Annotated in this window: 14 protein-coding genes; 9 read left to right on the top strand and 5 right to left on the bottom strand. The window is 73.4% G+C overall.

Going from position 1 to position 16,299, the window contains the following annotated elements; genetic code table 11:
- Positions 1–6 precede the first annotated feature (6 nt).
- Complete coding sequence (locus ACIPK4_RS27895) at positions 7–933, bottom strand: MHYT domain-containing protein (RefSeq protein ID WP_402317267.1); 927 nt, start codon at positions 931–933, stop codon at positions 7–9.
- Positions 934–1,142: 209 nt separating this feature from the next.
- On the opposite strand from ACIPK4_RS27895, the gene ACIPK4_RS27890 reads away from it, so the two are divergent.
- Positions 1,143–1,742 (top strand): class I SAM-dependent methyltransferase, encoded by a 600-nt coding sequence (locus ACIPK4_RS27890; RefSeq protein ID WP_402317265.1) that lies wholly within the window; start codon positions 1,143–1,145, stop codon positions 1,740–1,742.
- A gap of 66 nt (positions 1,743–1,808) precedes the next feature.
- Here ACIPK4_RS27890 and ACIPK4_RS27885 read toward each other — a convergent pair whose 3' ends face one another.
- Positions 1,809–2,723, bottom strand: a complete 915-nt coding sequence (locus tag ACIPK4_RS27885) for an oxygenase MpaB family protein (protein WP_054223209.1) — start codon at positions 2,721–2,723, stop codon at positions 1,809–1,811.
- Between the two features lie 135 nt (positions 2,724–2,858).
- On the opposite strand from ACIPK4_RS27885, the gene ACIPK4_RS27880 reads away from it, so the two are divergent.
- The gene (locus ACIPK4_RS27880; RefSeq protein ID WP_402317262.1) at positions 2,859–3,653 is read left to right on the top strand and encodes a hypothetical protein; all 795 of its coding nucleotides are present in this window, start codon (positions 2,859–2,861) and stop codon (positions 3,651–3,653) included.
- Positions 3,654–3,674: 21 nt separating this feature from the next.
- Positions 3,675–4,130 carry an SAM-dependent methyltransferase gene (locus tag ACIPK4_RS27875; RefSeq protein WP_376194929.1) on the top strand — a complete coding sequence of 152 codons (456 nt, stop codon included), beginning with the start codon at positions 3,675–3,677 and terminating at the stop codon, positions 4,128–4,130.
- 120 nt (positions 4,131–4,250) lie between these two features.
- On the opposite strand, the gene ACIPK4_RS27870 is transcribed toward ACIPK4_RS27875, so the two are convergent.
- The gene (locus ACIPK4_RS27870) at positions 4,251–4,433 is read right to left on the bottom strand and encodes a hypothetical protein (protein ID WP_054223207.1); all 183 of its coding nucleotides are present in this window, start codon (positions 4,431–4,433) and stop codon (positions 4,251–4,253) included.
- 169 nt (positions 4,434–4,602) lie between these two features.
- Between ACIPK4_RS27870 and ACIPK4_RS27865 the strand changes: the two genes are divergently transcribed.
- Both ACIPK4_RS27865 and ACIPK4_RS27860 read left to right on the top strand, forming a co-directional pair.
- Entirely contained in the window at positions 4,603–5,949 is a 1,347-nt protein-coding gene (locus ACIPK4_RS27865; protein ID WP_402317257.1) for a GAF domain-containing protein, read from the top strand.
- A gap of 55 nt (positions 5,950–6,004) precedes the next feature.
- Entirely contained in the window at positions 6,005–7,528 is a 1,524-nt protein-coding gene (locus ACIPK4_RS27860) for an aldehyde dehydrogenase family protein (RefSeq protein ID WP_402317255.1), read from the top strand.
- A 43-nt stretch (positions 7,529–7,571) separates the two neighbouring features.
- Here ACIPK4_RS27860 and ACIPK4_RS27855 read toward each other — a convergent pair whose 3' ends face one another.
- Positions 7,572–8,219, bottom strand: coding sequence for a TetR/AcrR family transcriptional regulator (locus ACIPK4_RS27855; RefSeq protein WP_402317252.1), 648 nt, complete (start codon positions 8,217–8,219; stop codon positions 7,572–7,574).
- Positions 8,220–8,361: 142 nt separating this feature from the next.
- On the opposite strand from ACIPK4_RS27855, the gene ACIPK4_RS27850 reads away from it, so the two are divergent.
- From ACIPK4_RS27850 to ACIPK4_RS27835, 4 genes are read left to right on the top strand one after another with little or no spacing between them, the layout of a single operon-like run.
- On the top strand, positions 8,362–9,507 hold the full coding sequence (locus tag ACIPK4_RS27850) for a VOC family protein (protein WP_402317249.1): 1,146 nt from the start codon (positions 8,362–8,364) through the stop codon (positions 9,505–9,507).
- Positions 9,504–10,445 (top strand): fumarylacetoacetate hydrolase family protein, encoded by a 942-nt coding sequence (locus ACIPK4_RS27845; protein WP_402317246.1) that lies wholly within the window; start codon positions 9,504–9,506, stop codon positions 10,443–10,445. The genes ACIPK4_RS27850 and ACIPK4_RS27845 overlap by 4 nt, the downstream gene beginning before the upstream one ends.
- A complete protein-coding gene (locus ACIPK4_RS27840) occupies positions 10,442–12,337 on the top strand; it encodes an acyl-CoA synthetase (RefSeq protein ID WP_402317243.1) in 1,896 nt (631 codons plus the stop codon). The genes ACIPK4_RS27845 and ACIPK4_RS27840 overlap by 4 nt, the downstream gene beginning before the upstream one ends.
- Positions 12,334–13,866: a bifunctional 3-(3-hydroxy-phenyl)propionate/3-hydroxycinnamic acid hydroxylase gene (locus ACIPK4_RS27835; RefSeq protein WP_402317241.1), complete on the top strand. Its 1,533-nt coding sequence runs from the start codon at positions 12,334–12,336 to the stop codon at positions 13,864–13,866. Before ACIPK4_RS27840 ends, ACIPK4_RS27835 begins: the two co-directional genes overlap by 4 nt.
- A 105-nt stretch (positions 13,867–13,971) precedes the next feature.
- Here ACIPK4_RS27835 and ACIPK4_RS27830 read toward each other — a convergent pair whose 3' ends face one another.
- Positions 13,972–16,149, bottom strand: a complete 2,178-nt coding sequence (locus ACIPK4_RS27830) for an FUSC family protein (protein WP_402317238.1) — start codon at positions 16,147–16,149, stop codon at positions 13,972–13,974.
- Between the last annotated feature and the right edge of the window lie 150 nt (positions 16,150–16,299).

The raw sequence follows: 16,299 nt of genomic DNA, 5'->3' as shown, positions 1-16,299 counted from the left end.
CGCGGATCAGCGGGCGGGGGCGGGCGGCGTCGCCGATGCGGACACGGGCCGCCCCGGCACGGCCCGCCCCGACACGGCCGGAGCCTGCACTTCCGCGGCGGGCGTCGTCGCTGCGGGCGCCGTCGTCGCGGGCGCAGTGTTCGCGGACGCCGTCGTCGCGGACGCCTGGCCGCCCAGGTGCCGGGCGGCCGACGCGGAGGCGGCGCGTTCGTCGGCGGTCGGGGAGAGCGCGACGAACGCGGAGGTGATGAAGAGGTACGAACCGAGCCCGACGGCGAGCGGGAAGATGAACTGCATCGCGGTCGCCCCGTGCAGGGCCTGGTCCGAGGGCACGACGCGGACGGCGACCGCCATCATCCCGGTGTAGTGCATGCTGCTGACGGCAGCGCCCATCACGAGCGAGGCGACGGCGACGGCGGCCGGCGCCTTGATGTGGAGCGCGGCCCAGAGCGCGGCGGTGGCCGCGACGACGGCGATGGCGACCGAGAGCGCGACCGTCGGCGGGTCGTACGAGACGCTGCCGTGCAACCGCAGGGCGGCCATGCCGAGGTAGTGCATGCTGGCGACGCCAAGGCCGGTGGTGAGGCCGCCGAGGACCAGGGCGCGGCCGCGGGCCCGGCCGTAGCCGACGGCGAACACCCCGGCGCCGACGACGAGGACGGCGACGAGGAGGCTGAGGACGGTCAGCGGCACGTCGTAGTGGATCTCGGTGCCGGTGACGTTGAAGCCGAGCATCGCGACGAAGTGCATCGTCCAGATGCCGGTGCCGATGGCGGAGGCCGCGGTGAGGAGCCAGTTGCGTCGGGAGGACCGGGTCGTCGCGGTGAGCGCGCGGACGGTGCAGCGCAGCCCGAGGGCGGCGCCGATGGAAGCCATCACATATGACAGTACGGGTGTCAGCCAGCCATAGGCCGCGTGGTCGAGGTGTCCCATGGCCCCGGGACGCTAGTCCGGGTGAGGGCGCGAACAAGGGGCGCATTTCGAAAGCAGCTGGAACTGCTGGAATATGACAAAGCTACGTTCGTCTTCGACCACGGCACATGCCACCTTGCGCACCGCACGAGCGCACCGCACACACGCCCCGCACGCCCGGAACGTAACGCACGCACCCCACCACGCGTCCTGTGGGGGATCATGTCCACATGAGCGAAGACCACACGCACGTGCAGGACTTCTTCGGGGCGCGCGCCGCCGACTGGGACCGGAAGTTCCCGTCGGACGGGCCCGCGTTCACACGGGCCGTGGCCGAATTCGGCCTGCACCCCGGGGACCGCGTCCTCGACGCGGGCTGCGGGACCGGGCGCGCGCTGACCGCCCTGCGCGCCGCCGTCGGCCCGGTCGGCACGGTGCTCGGCGCGGACCTCACCCCGCAGATGCTGGCCGCCGCACTGCAGGCGGGACGCGGCGCCGAGGGCACGCTGCTGCTCGCGGACGTGGCCCGGCTGCCGCTGCGCGACGGAGCGCTCGACGCCGTGTTCGCCGCCGGGCTGATCGCGCACCTGCCCGACCCGGAGGCGAACCTGCGCGAGCTCGCCCGCGTCGTCCGCCCCGGCGGCCGGCTCGCCCTGTTCCACCCGATCGGGCGAGCGGCCCTGGCGGCACGGCACGGCCGCGAGCTGACACCGGACGACCTGCGGGCCGAGCACAACCTCGGCCCGCTGCTGGCCGGTTCGGGCTGGGACATGACCTCGTACGCCGACGAGGACGACCGCTTCCTCGTGCTCGCGGTACACCGGCCCTGAGCCGCACGCCCACCGCGTGAAGAGGTACGTCGGCACCTCGCCCGGGGTCCGGGGAGGCGCCCCGGATCACGCCGGGGGCTGGGCCTCGGCTCCGGTGGGCCGGCGGGGATGCGGCACCGGGCATCCCCCGGAGCCGGGCACGGGAAACGTGCCGAGCTCGCCCACGTCGTATCCGTGGGGGTAGCCTTTGATCTCGGGGTTCTGCCGGGCGTAGTGCGGGGCCCTGCGCGGCGGCAGCAGCCGGACGGCGCGGCCGCGCAGCTTCAGGGCGCCCCGGACCAGCCGCTTGACCTGCGGGCCGGGGCTCTCGTAGCGGAATGCGGACAGCAGCGGCTCGTCGAGGAGCGACAGGCTCAGTGCGCGCACCGCGGGGGCGAGCGGCGCCGGGTACCAGGAGGCCATCAGGCCGATGGTGGAGTCGGCGACCTTGCGGCCGCCCTCGTCCCAGCCGAAGTGTGCCTCCTCGTAGGCGTTCAGGGTCTCCTCGAACTCCTCATAGGAGCCCGGGATGTCCGTGATGCCCAGGTGACGACCGAGTTCGGCGTAGTAGTTCGCACCGGCACGGCGCTCGTGGTGGGTCATCGGACGCCAGGCGTAGGCGTCCATCCAGCGCACCGGGATCACCACGAAAGTGCACAGGACGTAGCGCATGTCCTCGTTGGTGATGTCGTAGGCGCGGTGCATCTGGTTGACGCGGCGGATCGCGGTGCGCGCGGTCTCGCTCTCGAAGCCGTGCTCCACGACGGCGTCGAGGAGCAGCGCCGTGTCGTCGTAACGCTTCTGCGGTCGGTCCGTGAACTCGGCCGTCTCGGCCAGCAGGCGGCCGATGCTCGGGACCGCGTAGGTGCGGAAGAGGGCGAGCTCCAGGGCGCGGGTGAAGTCCCAGGGGAACTCATAGGTGGCGGTGAGCCGGTAGATGGCGAGGAAGTCCTTGTCGGGGTCGAGACGGAGGATCTCCCTCAGCCGGTCGTAACGCTGCACCGGATGTCCCTTTCTGTGGCGGGTGGCCAACTCTACGTGCAGGTGGCGGGCTTGGAAATCGGCGCCCGCAGGCTCTCGACGCGAGGGTTACCCGCTGGTTAGGGTGCGCCGACGAGAGAGCGACCGGGAGGCCACGTGTCCGACGACGAAGGGGGCGGTTCGCTCTATGTGCTGAGCGCCGTGCTGCTGACCCCCGCGCAGTTCCCGGGCATCCTGGGCGACGATTTCCCCGAGGCGTGCTCGCTGCTGGGCGTGAAGCCGACGGCGCAGGGGTACGGGCTCGTGCTCGGCCAGGACGAGGAGGGCGCGCGCTGGACGGTCGTCGTGGACGACGTCTCGCTGGTGGCCATGGCGATCGCCTCATGGGACTGCGGCATGGAGTACGACCTGTCGCCGGACGAGCGGTCGATCGTGGTGTCGCTGGCGGGCTGGCCGCTGGACCTCTCCGTGGCGACGCCGGGCATCCCGGAGCCGCACGACCCGGAGCAGGGCGCCGACGGCACCGGGCGGGTGCCGCTGGCACCGCCGTCCGGCGAGGCGTGGGGACCGGTGCAGCGGCGCATGGGCGCGGACCAGGTCGCGCGGGAGTGGGCCGACTGGCGCGAGCAGGTCGCGACGGACGGCGGAGCGGCCGCCGCGGCGCACCCCGGGCTCGCGCGTGCGCTCAAGGAGGCCCTGTCGTACACGCAGAGCCCGCCGCCGCCCGGCCGGGTGCGGTCGTCCTTCGCGGGCGAGGGGGCGCGGACGCTGCGGGCGGACGGTCCCGGGTGGTCGCTGGTGGCCCGGACCGACGACGCGGCCTTCGTGCTGCTCGACGAGGAGCCGGGCGAGGTCCTCGCGGTCCCCCGCGACGGGGAACCCGGTCCGGGGCTGCCGGAGCTCGCGGAGCTGCTCGCCGCCCTGGACCGCATCGCCGTACGTCCGGCCTGAACCGAGGGAGACGCTGTGCTGGTGGAATCGGAACCGGTGGCCGTGGTGGTGGGCGGCCGCACGGAGGTGGTCGACGACGACTGGGGACGGGAGCGGTCCGTGATCCGGCTGGACGCCGGCCGGTTCGGTCCGGAGGCCCTGTACGGGTTGGCGGAGTTCTCGCACCTGGAGGTCGTCTACCACTTCGACCGGGTCCCGGTGGAGAAGATCGAGACGGGGGCCCGGCATCCCCGGGGCAACCCGGACTGGCCGCTGGTCGGCATCTTCGCCCAGCGCGGCAAGAACAGGCCGAACCGGCTGGGTGTCTCCCGGTGCCGGATCCTGGAGGTGGACGGCCTGGACGTGCACGTGGAGGGCCTGGACGCGGTCGACGGCACGCCCGTCCTCGACCTGAAGCCGTACATGACCGAATTCGGTCCGCGCGGCGAACCGAGTCAGCCGCACTGGGCGACGACGCTGATGCGCGACTACTACTGAGCCGGAGCCGGGGTCCCTGCGCGGCCGCGCCACGGCCGCGTCACGGCCGCGCCACGGCCGCGCCACGGGCCCGCCGAGGGCGTGACGCCGTCGCGCGAGCGCCCGAGGGTCAGGCCGCGCTCAGCGGCCCAGCTGCTTCCTGGACAGGCCCCGCAGGCGACGCCGCTGGGAGGAGTCCAGCAGCAGGTAGGCGGCGGCCGGAACCCCGATCAGGACCAGCAGTCCCGCCCAGAATCCGACCGTCCAGAACAACACGAGGGCTGCCGCGACCCCGGCAACCGCGACCTTGCCGCGCTTGGACATCTGCGGACACCTCCGTCTGTCGTCGTCCACCACCCCCTCAACGCGCCGCCCCGCCGGCGCGTTCCCGGCGGCGTTTCGGAAAGCCGTGTGGCCGACGCGGCGCTTGTCGGGGCCCGGTACCGGCACCACGATGGGGGGCGCTCGGGTACGCGGCCCACGGGAGGGTGGCATGGACGATCCGCCGGTGGCGCTGCCGGGCGGGGCCGACCCCGCCGAGCGGACGCGCGTGCTGAGGCGGGCGCACACCACTTTCACGCGGGACGGGCGGTTCGAGCCGGAGGTCCGGCCGGTGATCGCGAACTCCTGGCGGCGGTGCGCCCGGGCCAGGGTCAGCCCGGAGTGCACGCCCCGGGTGGAGCTGGCGGAGGCGGAGCTGCGTTCGTACCGGGCGCAGCACCCCCTGGCCCGGGCGATGCCGGTCTTCCGGGAGCTCGTGGGGGCGTTCGCGGCGCACGGGGCCTATCTGCTGGCGGTGTGCGACGCCCGCGGCAGCCTGCTGTGGGTGGAGGGCGAGGCGGACACGCTGCGGCGGGCGGAGCGGCTGGGCTTCGTACCGGGCGCGCGCTGGGCGGAGACGGCGATGGGCACGAACGCGCCCGGCACGGCGGTCGCCGTCGGGGAGCCGGTCCAGGTGTTCGGGGCCGAGCACTTCAGCCGCCGGGTCCACCCCTGGACGTGTGCGGCGGCTCCGGTGCGCGATCCCCGGACCGGCCGGCTGCTCGGGGCGGTAGACATCACCGGCGGGGACGGTCTGGCCCATCCGCACTCCCTCGCCTTCGTGCAGGCGGTGGCCCGGGCCGCGGAGGGCCGGCTGGCGCTGCTGGACCCTTTTCCGCCCCCCGCCGGGGACAGCCTGACGGCCCTCGGCCGGGACGAGGCGCTGCTGGTCCGCGGCGGCGCCCGGCTCCGTCTGGGGCGGCGGCACAGCGAGATCATGGCGCTGCTCGCGCACCATCCGGCGGGGCTGTCGGGAGAGGAGCTGGCGATCGCGCTGTACGAGGACGAGTCGGTGTCACCGGTGACGCTGCGCGCGGAGATGTCACGGCTGCGCGGACTGCTGGGGGACCGCGCCCCGCTCTCGCGCCCGTACCGGACGACGGCGCCGCTGGAGGCCGACTTCACCGTCGTGACCCGGCACCTGGCGGCGGGCGCCGTGTCGGCGGCCCTGCAGCACTACGCCGGGCCGCTGCTCCCCGGCTCGACCGCGCCGGGCATCGTCCGGCTGCGGCGCCGGATCGAGGACCAGGCGCGGGCCGCGGTGATCGCCCGGGCGGACGCGGGACTGCTGACCGACTGGGTGTGCACGCCCTGGGGCGCGGACGACGCCGCGGTGTGGCGGGCGCTGGCCGCGGCGCTGCCGCCGGAGGCGCGCCCGGCCGCGCTGGCCCGCGTACGCGCCCTCGACGGCGAACTCGGCACCGGCGCCGCGCCCGCACCCCGCCCCGGACCGACGGCGGCCCGGCGGGAGCCGGCGCGGCCGCGCCGTGCAACGTATCCGCAACCTGCCCGCTCCTAGCCTCCTCCCGAGCGCCGTCCGACGGCGGGCGGCGCCCGGCAAGGGGAGGACAACCATGGCCCGTTACGCTGCGCCCGGTACCGAGGGCGCGCTGATGTCGTACGCGTCCCGCTACGGCCACTTCATCGGCGGCGAGTACGTCGAACCCGCTCTCGGCCGGTACTTCGCCAACCCCTCCCCCGTCAACGGCCAGACGTTCACCGAGGTGGCGCGCGGTACGGCCGAGGACGTGGAGCGGGCCCTGGACGCGGCCCACGCGGCGGCGCCGGCCTGGGGACGCACCCCGGTCGCCGAGCGGTCGACGATCCTGCTGCGCATCGCGGACCGGATGGAGCAGCACCTGGAGGCCCTGGCTGTCGCGGAGACCTGGGAGAACGGCAAGCCGGTCCGGGAGACGCTCGCCGCTGACATGCCGCTGGCCATCGACCAGTTCCGCTACTTCGCGGGTGCGCTGCGCGCCCAGGAGGGCGCCCTGAGCCAGCTCGACGACGACACCGTCGCGTACCACTTCCACGAACCGCTGGGCGTGGTCGGGCAGATCATCCCGTGGAACTTCCCCATTCTGATGGCGGCGTGGAAGCTGGCTCCGGCGCTGGCGGCCGGGAACACGGTGGTGCTGAAGCCGGCCGAGCAGACCCCGGCCTCGGTGCACTACTGGCTGAGCCTGGTGGCGGACCTGCTGCCGCCGGGCGTGGTGAACATCGTCAACGGCTTCGGTGAGGAGGCGGGCAAGCCGCTGGCGTCGAGTCCGCGCGTGGCGAAGATCGCGTTCACGGGGGAGACGTCCACCGGCCGGCTGATCATGCAGTACGCGGCGGAGCACCTCAAGCCGGTCACCCTCGAACTCGGCGGCAAGAGCCCGAACCTCTTCTTCGACGACATCTGGACCACCGACGACGACCTGCGCGACAAGGCGCTGGAGGGGTTCACCATGTTCGCCCTGAACCAGGGCGAGGTGTGCACGAGCCCCTCACGCGCACTGATCGAGCGCGGCCGGTACGGGGACTTCCTGGACGCGGCCGTGGCCCGGACCGAACTGATCGTGCCGGGGAACCCGTTGGACACGGCCACGATGATCGGCGCGCAGGCCTCCAAGGAGCAGCTGCGGAAGGTCCTGTCGTACGTGGAGATCGGCCAGAAGGAGGGCGCGAAGATCCTCACGGGCGGCCGGCGGATCGACCAGGACGGGGATCTGGCGGGCGGCTTCTACGTCGAGCCGACCATCTTCGAGGGAGACAACCGGATGCGGATCTTCCAAGAGGAGATCTTCGGCCCGGTGGTGTCCGTGACCTCGTTCCGGGACTTCGACGACGCCGTCCGCATCGCCAACGACACCGCGTACGGACTGGGCGCCGGCGTATGGACGCGGGACATCAACACGGCCTACCGCGCGGGCCGTGCCATCCAGGCGGGCCGCGTCTGGACGAACTGTTACCACGCGTACCCGGCACACGCCGCCTTCGGCGGCTACAAGCAGTCGGGCATCGGCCGCGAGACCCACAAGATGATGCTGGAGCACTACCAGCAGACCAAGAACCTGCTGGTCAGCTACTCGCCGAAGAAGCTCGGCTTCTTCTGAGCGGCTCCGGCGAGGCAGGCCCCCGCCCTGTCTGGTCCACCGGTCAGGGCAGGTCGGGCAGTGGACGGGTGGAGATTTCGTGGGCCTCGTCCGCCGGGAGTCCGAGCATGCGCAGGATCATCTCGGCCATCTGCTCACCGGCCGCGGCGTCGAGGTCGCGCGCCGAGTTGAGCTGGATCAGACCGATCAGCGCGCCGCCGACCGCCGACAGGGCCACGAGCGGGTCTTCGAAGGTGAAGCGGCCGGACGCCTTGCCGACCTCCAGGTCTCGGAGGGCGCGCGGGCCGAGCCCGGTGGCGGCGTTGATGTGGGGCAGGCCCCGCAGGCGCAGGATCTGGGTGATCTCGGGATGCGAGGCGGCCAGCCGCAGAGTGAGGCGGATGCTGGCGGCGAAGACCGCGGCAGGGTCGTCGATGCCCTCGGTGACACGGTCGAGCAGCTGGCCGTACTCCTCCAGTGCGTCGCCGACCGCCGCGTCGAACAGGTCGTTCTTGGTGTCGAAGTGGTTGTAGAACGTGCCGAAGCCCACGTCGGCGCGGTCGGCGATCTCCTGGATGCTGGCCGAGGTCTCGCCGGTCTCGGCCAGGATCTGCCGCGCGGCGCCGATCAGCGCCTGGCGGGTGCGCGCCCGGCGGCGTTCGAAGCGGTTCGCGGTCGCCGGGCCGTCGCTGGTGTCGGGCTGGTTCTGCATCCCGCCAGTCTAGGCGCATTCAGATCTGATGATTCCATCACTTCGACACTTGACGTTTGGGGCACTCAAGTCTGATGCTTCTATCAATTAAGAGCTTCTCATCAGAAGCGTGTCCGTTCGAGCCACCACTGACGGAGCCCCCATGTCGGACGACCGAGCCCGCCCACCCGGACCCACCACCGCACACCAGGACCTGCACAGCGAGCACGGGCCGCTGCGCGGGGAACACCTCGGCCGCGCCCGCCAGCCCGTGATCAAGGTGGCGGACCTGGCCTGGCTGGAGTTCGAGAAACCCGACCTGGCCCGCGCCGAGGTGTTCGCCCGCGACTTCGGCTTCGCCGTCGCCGCGCGCACCAGCCGGGCGCTGTATCTGCGCGGCACCCTGCCCGGCTCGGCGTGCGTGGTCGTGCGCCACGGCAGCACCTCGCGGTTCCTCGGCCCGGCCTTCCGCGCCGCCGAGCGCGCGGACCTGGACCGCCTGACCCGGGCCACCGGCCGTCCGGTCCGCGAGCTCGGGGAGTTCGGCGGCGGGCGGGTCGTGGACCTGGTCGACCCGTCCGGCTTCCCGGTCCGCGTCGTCCACGGCACCGAGCAGCTCCCGGCCCTGCCCGAACAGCCCCCGCTCCCGCTCAACTTCGGCGGCCGCCGCATCCGGACCAACACCACCCAGCGCCCGCCGCGCGAACCCGCCCGGATCCAGCGGCTCGGCCACGTGGTCCTGGAGACGCCGCGGTTCACCCGGGCCCTGGACTGGTACCTGGGGACCCTCGGTCTGATCGTCAGCGACTTCCTGTTCCTGGACGGCCGGCGCGACCGCGGGCCCATGATGGCGTTCATCCGCTGCGACCAGGGCAGCACGCCGGTCGACCACCACACCCTCGCGATGCACCTGGGTCCGCGCACCGGCTACGTCCACTCCGCCTACCAGGTCACCGACCTCGACGCGATCGCCGTCGGCGGGCAGTACCTCGCCGAGCGCGGCTACCGGCGCAGCTGGGGCATCGGCCGGCACATCCAGGGCAGCCAGCTCTTCGACTACTGGCGCGACCCGGACAGGCTGATGGTCGAGCACTTCGCCGACGGCGACCTGTTCGACTGCGACCTGGAACCCGGCTGGGCCCCGATGTCCGCGAGCGGCCTGGCCCAGTGGGGACCGCCCGCCACCCGCGACTTCCTCGGCGCCAACCCCACCCCCGCTCTGATCCGCGAGGTGGTGCGCGCGCTGCGCGCCGACAACGAGATCGATCCCGGCCGTCTGCTGGGCTTGATGAAAGCGATGAACCGATGAGCGTCAACGTCCTGCGCGCCGCCGACGGCTGGTACGCCGTCCGCGAGCAGCGCGCCGTCCGGGTCCGGACCGCGGCCGCCACCACCGCCGAGCTGCTGGCCGACCGGGGCGCCGTCACCGCCGCCGTACACGGCACCGACCCCGGCGTGCCGGTCGCCGACCTCTCGGTCCTCTCCCCGGTCACCCCGGGGCGCCGGGTCGTGGCCCAGATGGCGAACTTCGTCTCGCACGCGGCCGATGCGGGCCTTGACCCGAAGCGCGTCCCGCTCGCGTTCTTCCGCAAGGCGTCCGGGTCGGTCAGCGGCCCGTACGAGGACATCGTCAAGCCGGCCCACGTGCGGCTGCTCGACTACGAGGTGGAGATCGGCCTCGTCATCGGGGCACCGCTCCCGGTCGGCACCAACGTCTCCGCCGCGAACCTCGCCGACCACGTCGCCGCCCTCGTGGTCACCAACGACATCTCCGCCCGGGACCTGCAGCTGCCCAAGACCCAGTTCTACGAGGCCAAGTCCTACCCCACCTTCACCCCCACCGGGCCGGCGCTGGTGGTGCTGGAGGAGGGCGACCTCGACCGGTTCGCCGAGCTGCGGCTGCGCCTGTGGGTCAACGGCGAGCTGCGGCAGGACATGCCCGCCTCCGACATGATCTACCGGCCGCTCGAAGCCCTCCGGGCACTCAGCGGCTTCCAGCGGCTGGACCCCGGCGACCTGCTGCTCACGGGCACCCCGGTCGGCACCGCGCTCAGCGCGCCGCCCAGGCCGGTCGAGATCCTGAGCTCGCTGCTGCCGGCCGCGACCAAGTGGCGCCTGTTCTTCAAGTCCCAGGCCAAGAACCCCAAGTACCTTCGGGACGGCGACCTGGTGGAGGCCGCCGTCGCCACCGACGACGGCACGCTCGACCTGGGGCGCCAGCGCACGACGGTGAGGTACGCGCGGTGACCGAGGACCTGCTGTGGCCCCGCTACCGCGGCCCCGACGACCTGCCCTCGATCGAGGCGATCCCGCTGGAGACGCGCGGTCTGCCCGGCTCCACCTACGACCTGCTCGTGCGCGCGGCGAGCACCTGGCCGGACCGCACAGCCCTGACGGTGCTGCCCGACGCTGCCCGGTGGCGCGGGCCGGCCCGGCTGACGTTCGCCGGCCTGCTGGAGCGGGTGCACCGCTACGCGAACCTGCTGCACCGTCTCGGGGTGCGGCGTGGCGACGCCGTAGCCCTGATGTCGCCCAACTGCGCTGAACTCATACCGGCCACTCTGGCTGCCCAGCTCGCCGGGATCGCCGCGCCGCTGGGCGGCGCACTCGCCCCAGACCACCTGGGCGAACTGCTGCGGCGCTCCGGCGCACGGGTCCTCATCGCCGCAGGACCCGAGCTGGCCGCGGAGGTGTGGGCGAAGGTCCCCGAGCTGACCGGCGCGCTGGACGCGGTCCTGGTGCTCCGCCCCACGGGGGCCCAGGCCACTGCGGCGCCGCTGCCGGATCTCGACGGAGTCCTGGTCGGCGAACTGGCGGAACTGTCCCAAGACGAGGACGCGTCCGGCTTCGCGGGCGAGACACCCTCGGCGGGCGACCTGGCGGCGTTCTTCCACACCGGTGGTACGACGGGCACCCCGAAGCTCGCGGCGCACACCCACGCGGGCGAGGTCGCCAACGCCTGGATGATCGCTGCCAACTCGATGCTCGACGGCGACGCCGTCGTCTTCGCCGCCCTGCCCCTGTTCCACGTCAACGCCCTGGTCGTGACACTGCTGGCGCCGCTGTTCAAGGGCCAGCAGGTGGTGTGGGCAGGACCACTCGGCTATCGCGAACCGGCCCTGTACGGGGAGTTCTGGTCGATCGTCGAGCACTACGGCATCACCGCCATGAGCGCCGTGCCGACCGTCTACCAGGTGCTCGCCCAGTGCCCCGTCGGCGCGGCGGACATCAGCAGCCTGCGGTATGCCATGGTCGGCGCGTCACCGCTGCCCGACGCCGTGCGCACCACGTTCGAGGCCCGCACCGGGGTGACGCTGGTCGAGGGCTACGGCCTGACCGAGGCCACCTGCGCCAGCGCCCGCAGCTTCCCCGACGCGCCGCGCCCCGGCGCTGTCGGGCAGCGCATGCCCTACCAGCACGTGAAGGTCGTCCACCCGGAATCGGGGGTGGAGCTGGCCGCCGGGCGGACCGGCCTGCTGGCGATCGGCGGCCCGACCGTGTTCGCCGGTTACGTCACCGGCCGCGACGACCGAGGCCGTCCGGTCCTCGCCGGCCTCGGCAAGCTCGTGGACGGCTGGCTCGACACCGGCGACCTGGCCCGTCTCGACGCAGACGGGTTCGTCCACCTGGCCGGCCGCGCCAAGGACCTGATCATCCGCGGCGGCCACAACATCGACCCGGCCGCCATCGAGGACGCGCTGCTCGCCCACCCGCACGTCACCGGCGCCGGCGCGGTCGGACGCCCGGACCCGCACGCGGGCGAGGTCCCGGTGGCCTACGTGACCCTCGCGCCGGAAGCGGACGTGAGCGAGGACGAGCTCCGCCGGTGGGCAGCCGAGCGCGTCCCGGAACCCGCAGCCGCCCCGAAGTCCGTCACCATCCTCGCCGCGCTGCCGGTGACCGATGTCGGCAAGCCCTACAAACTCCCCCTGCGGGCCGACGCCACCCGACTCGCCGTAGCGGAGGCCCTGGCCGGCCACGGCCACGACGCCCACGTCGACGCGGCGATCGAGGACGGCTCCGTCCTCGTGTCCGTCGCCGCCGGCACCGGTGACCGCGAGGCCATCAGCGCCGTCCTCGACCAGTACGCCCTGCGCTGGACCTGGTCCCGGCCGACGCCCGGACCGGTGACGTCATGACCGCCCGCACCATCCCGGTCGTCGTCATCGGCGCCGGCCCCACCGGACTGACCGCGGCGACACTGCTGGGCCAGTACGGCGTCGAGACCCTCGTGCTGGACCGCTGGGAATCGGTCTACCCTCTGCCGCGGGCGGTCCACCTGGACGACGAGATCCACCGGCTGCTCGGCCGCCTCGGCGTCGCCGAGGAGTTCGCCGCGATATCCCGTCCCGCCCACGGCCTGCGGCTCCTGGACCGCGAGCTGCGGGTGCTGGCCGAGGTCCGGCGCGGCGCGGACCTGGGCCGCCACGGTCATCCCGAGGCCAACATGTTCGACCAGCCCCAACTGGAGGAGCTGCTGCGCACCAACCTCGAACGGCACCCGACGGTCACCCTGCGCGGCAACGTGGACGTCACCGCGGTGGAGCAGTCCGGCGGCGGCCCGGTGCGGGTACGGCTCACCGACCGGAGCACCGGCGAGACCAGCAGCGTGACCGCCGGCTACGTGCTCGGCTGCGACGGGGCCAACAGCCTGACCCGCTCGACGATCGGGTCCACCATGCACGACCTCGGGTTCGCACAGCGCTGGCTGGTCGTCGACGTCGCCACCGACACCGACCTGCACCAGTGGGAAGGCGTGCACCAGGTCTGCGACCCGGTGCGTGCGGCCACCTACATGCGCATCGGCGCACGCCGCTACCGCTGGGAGTTCCAGCTCCTGCCCGGTGAAGGCGCCGACGACTACCGCGACATGACCCGCCTGCACCCCCTCATCCGGCCCTGGACCGGCAACGTCCCCGCAGACGAGCTGGAGATCGTCCGCACGGCCGAGTACACCTTCCGCGCTCAGATCGCCGACCGCTGGCGCAAGCAGCGCGTCTTCCTGCTCGGCGACGCCGCCCACCTCACCCCGCCCTTCATCGGCCAGGGCATGGGCGCCGGCCTGCGTGACGCCGCCAACCTCACCTGGAAGCTCGCCGCGGTCCTCGACAGCCGTCTACCCGAACACGTGCTGGACAGCTACGAGGCCGAACGCAGGCCCCACGCCCGCTCGATGATCACCCTCGCCAAGCTGGTCGGCACCGCCATGACCGCGGGCGGGGACACCGGCAGTGCCCTTCGCCGTCTGCTCGCACCCCGCCTGCACCGGCTGCCCGGCCTGAGCAACCGCATTCTCGACAGCCGGACCCCGGCCCTGCACCGCTCAGCCCTGGTCGACCGCGGACTGCTCGGGCTCGGCCTCGCGGGACGCCTGTGCCCCAACGCCCCGTTGCCGGACGGCCGACGCCTCGACGACCCGGCCGCGGGCCGCTACGCGCTGGTCACCTCCGCAGCCGTCACCCCCGCACTGCGCTCAGAGGTCCACGACCGCGGCGGTGTCCTGGTCACCGCCCCGCCCGGCACCGCCCTGCACCGCTGGCTCCGCCGGGGCCACACCGCAGCGGCACTGGTCCGCCCCGACGGCACCGTCCAACGCACCGCACCCGACCCGAAGACCCTGTGCGGGCTCCTGCCCGCCCCGAGTTCCTGCGGGCGTGTCCGGGCGTGATTCCCTGTCAGTGCGAGGGCGCGCTGACGGACGCGGCACAGGACCGGTGGTTACTCGTCATTCCTGCCCCCCGCGGAGGCGGGGGGCTCCTCGTCACCGGAGCGGTCACCCGCCCCGGTGCGCGGGCCCCGATCCGTCACCGCGTGCGGCGACGGCCGTCCGAGCCCGCTGCTCCTCGCGAGCGGAACCGACGTCCCGTTCCAGGGGTGTGCGGCTCACGGCCGTCGCGAAGTCCTCCAGGGCCCGCTTCTGCAGTTCCGCCCCGCGCCGCACCACCGGACTCCGGTCCCCGGTCGCGCCTTCCCACGCGTCGAGCGCCTCCTCCACGCGCCGCCAGTTCGGATTCCTGCGCTCGCGTACGTCGACTGCCGCCTGTGCGGTACCCGCCTCCAAGGCCTCGGCGAACCGCTCCGCCCCGGGGTTGAAACGGCCGCTGTCCGCCTGCGGGACGTGGCTCTCCATGAGCATCGCCGCCCGGCCGAATCCCTTGAGCGCCTCCTGCGCCTCGTCCGCCTCGCGTGACGTCAGGCCCCTGGGGCGGACCGGTTCCTGCTTTGCCCGGTCGTAGGCCCCCTGCCAGGCGGCACGCGCCTCCCTGCTGGCCAGCAGGGCCCCTCGCATGTCAGCCTGATGCTCCGGGGTCGGTTCCGCGTAGTTGCGGAGCACCGCAGCCGCGTAGCGGCCGTTGGCTGCGAGCCAGTCCGCAAGCCGGTCCGGCAGCCGGGGAGTCTCCCAAGCGGGGAACACCATGTACGCCACCATGGCCAGCGCGCCGCCGAGCATGGTGAGCACCACCCGATCCGGCACCGTCTGTTCCCAGGCCTGACCGCCCATGCCGAGCAGGAAGACGACGTACGCGGCGGTGAAGCACTGGGAGTAGGCGTAGCCAGTGCGGATCAGCATGTACGACAGGCCCGCCGAGGCCACCGCCAGCACGCCGAAGGCATGGGCGTCCGGGCCCAGGGCCCGGACCACGCCGGTGGCGAGCGCGACTCCCACCAGGGTCCCGGCGAGACGGGCCACCGCGCGCGCGTACGTCCGGTGGAAGTCCGGCCGCATCACCATCACCGACGCGATGGGCGCCCAGTAGCCGTGACCCAGGGGAAGCCGCGAGGCGATCAGGTAGCCGGCTGTGGCCACCGCCGCGAGGCGGACGGCGTGCCGGAACACGGGCGAGTCCGGGCGGAGCTCACGGCGGACCGACCGGACGACGATCGGGATCAGCCGGAACATCGTCGGGCGCACCAGGAGCTGGGCCCCCGTGGGGCGGGGCTGCTCGGGCGTCTTCCCGCGCGCGCCGCCGCACCGGGCGATCTCCAGGGCCTCACCGAGCAGTTCGACGAGCCGCTCCGCTGCATGCCGCGCGGGCCCCTCCAGCACCTCGGCCTCCTCGTCGATGCGCAGGACGTCCGTGCTCCGGGCCGGCACCTCGGCGGGGGTGCCGCGGCGGATCGAACGGGCGGCCGCGTCCAGGACATCTGCGGCCGCGGCGAGCAACTCCCGCGCGCGGTCCCGCCCGGGACCCTCCGCCGGGGCGCCGACGTCCGGGTCGGCGAGCGCGGCGACGACCGGCCGGATGCGCTCGGCGAGTCCCCGGGGGCCGTGGAGGGCGGCGGGCCGCGTGCGGGCCTGTGACGGTGTGACTGCGGCCGCCTCCCGGGCCGTCATCAACGGCTCCGGGTCGAAGGGGGCGGTCGGGTCGTTCCGCAGTCGGCGGGCGTAGTCCGCCACGGCGGCCAGGGCGTCGGCGAGCGCGTCACGATGCCTCCCCCAACGGCGGATCGGGAACAGAAAGATCAGCACGGCCTGCGCCACGCCTCCCAGCGCGATGATCACGGCGTGCTCCAGGGCGCGCCCGACGCTCGAGGGCAGGGTGACGGTCACCAGCATGCTGCCGACGGTCGTCGCTGCGACGATCCCAGCGGTCGACCCGACGGCCCACGCCATCCCCGCGGCAAAGGTCCAAACGGCCAGGAGCGGGAGGAACGTAACGAGTCGCCCTGCTGCCAGGTAGCCCACGAACGTACTGAACGCCAGACCCGCGCCCGCGCCGATCGCGATCACCTTGCGGGGGCGCCAGGTGCGCTGGAAGGTGGCTCCGCCCGCGGAGTAGGCGCCAAGGGCGGCGGAGGCGGCGTATGCGGGGGAGGCCAGCCACAGCGCCGGCCCGATGACGAGCGCCATCCCGGCCGCCGTGCGCAGCGCGAGCAGGGGCTCCAGCCGCGTCTCCTCGATCGTGAGTCCGGATCGCACGACTTCCCCGAAGGACCGCAGCCACATCACGCCGTGAGCGTAGCCGGAACACCCTGCCGGGTCCGGGCGGCAGCGCCGTCGCCCGCTGACGGCCGTTCGCGCCGGCATCGGTTCACTTGCAGGACTGGTCACCGTGGTCGTACGGGAGCAGGTGTTCCTCCTCGCCGCGGGCCCAGGTGC

It is taken from the genome of Streptomyces sp. NPDC086989 (assembly GCF_044745505.1).
GTDB lineage: Bacteria > Actinomycetota > Actinomycetes > Streptomycetales > Streptomycetaceae > Streptomyces.
The sequence above is the reverse complement of the archived record's forward strand: the minus strand, read 5'-3'. Positions and strand labels throughout refer to the sequence as shown.

Bases quoted from the DNA above. Each gene is read 5' to 3' on its own strand.
- ACIPK4_RS27895 (WP_402317267.1), bottom strand. From the start codon at position 933: ATGGGACACCTCGACCACGCGGCCTATGGCTGGCTGACACCCGTACTG.
- ACIPK4_RS27890 (WP_402317265.1), top strand. From the start codon at position 1,143: ATGAGCGAAGACCACACGCACGTGCAGGACTTCTTCGGGGCGCGCGCC.
- ACIPK4_RS27870 (WP_054223207.1), bottom strand. From the start codon at position 4,433: ATGTCCAAGCGCGGCAAGGTCGCGGTTGCCGGGGTCGCGGCAGCCCTC.
- ACIPK4_RS27865 (WP_402317257.1), top strand. From the start codon at position 4,603: ATGGACGATCCGCCGGTGGCGCTGCCGGGCGGGGCCGACCCCGCCGAG.
- ACIPK4_RS27860 (WP_402317255.1), top strand. From the start codon at position 6,005: ATGGCCCGTTACGCTGCGCCCGGTACCGAGGGCGCGCTGATGTCGTAC.
- ACIPK4_RS27855 (WP_402317252.1), bottom strand. From the start codon at position 8,219: ATGCAGAACCAGCCCGACACCAGCGACGGCCCGGCGACCGCGAACCGC.
- ACIPK4_RS27850 (WP_402317249.1), top strand. From the start codon at position 8,362: ATGTCGGACGACCGAGCCCGCCCACCCGGACCCACCACCGCACACCAG.
- ACIPK4_RS27845 (WP_402317246.1), top strand. From the start codon at position 9,504: ATGAGCGTCAACGTCCTGCGCGCCGCCGACGGCTGGTACGCCGTCCGC.
- ACIPK4_RS27835 (WP_402317241.1), top strand. From the start codon at position 12,334: ATGACCGCCCGCACCATCCCGGTCGTCGTCATCGGCGCCGGCCCCACC.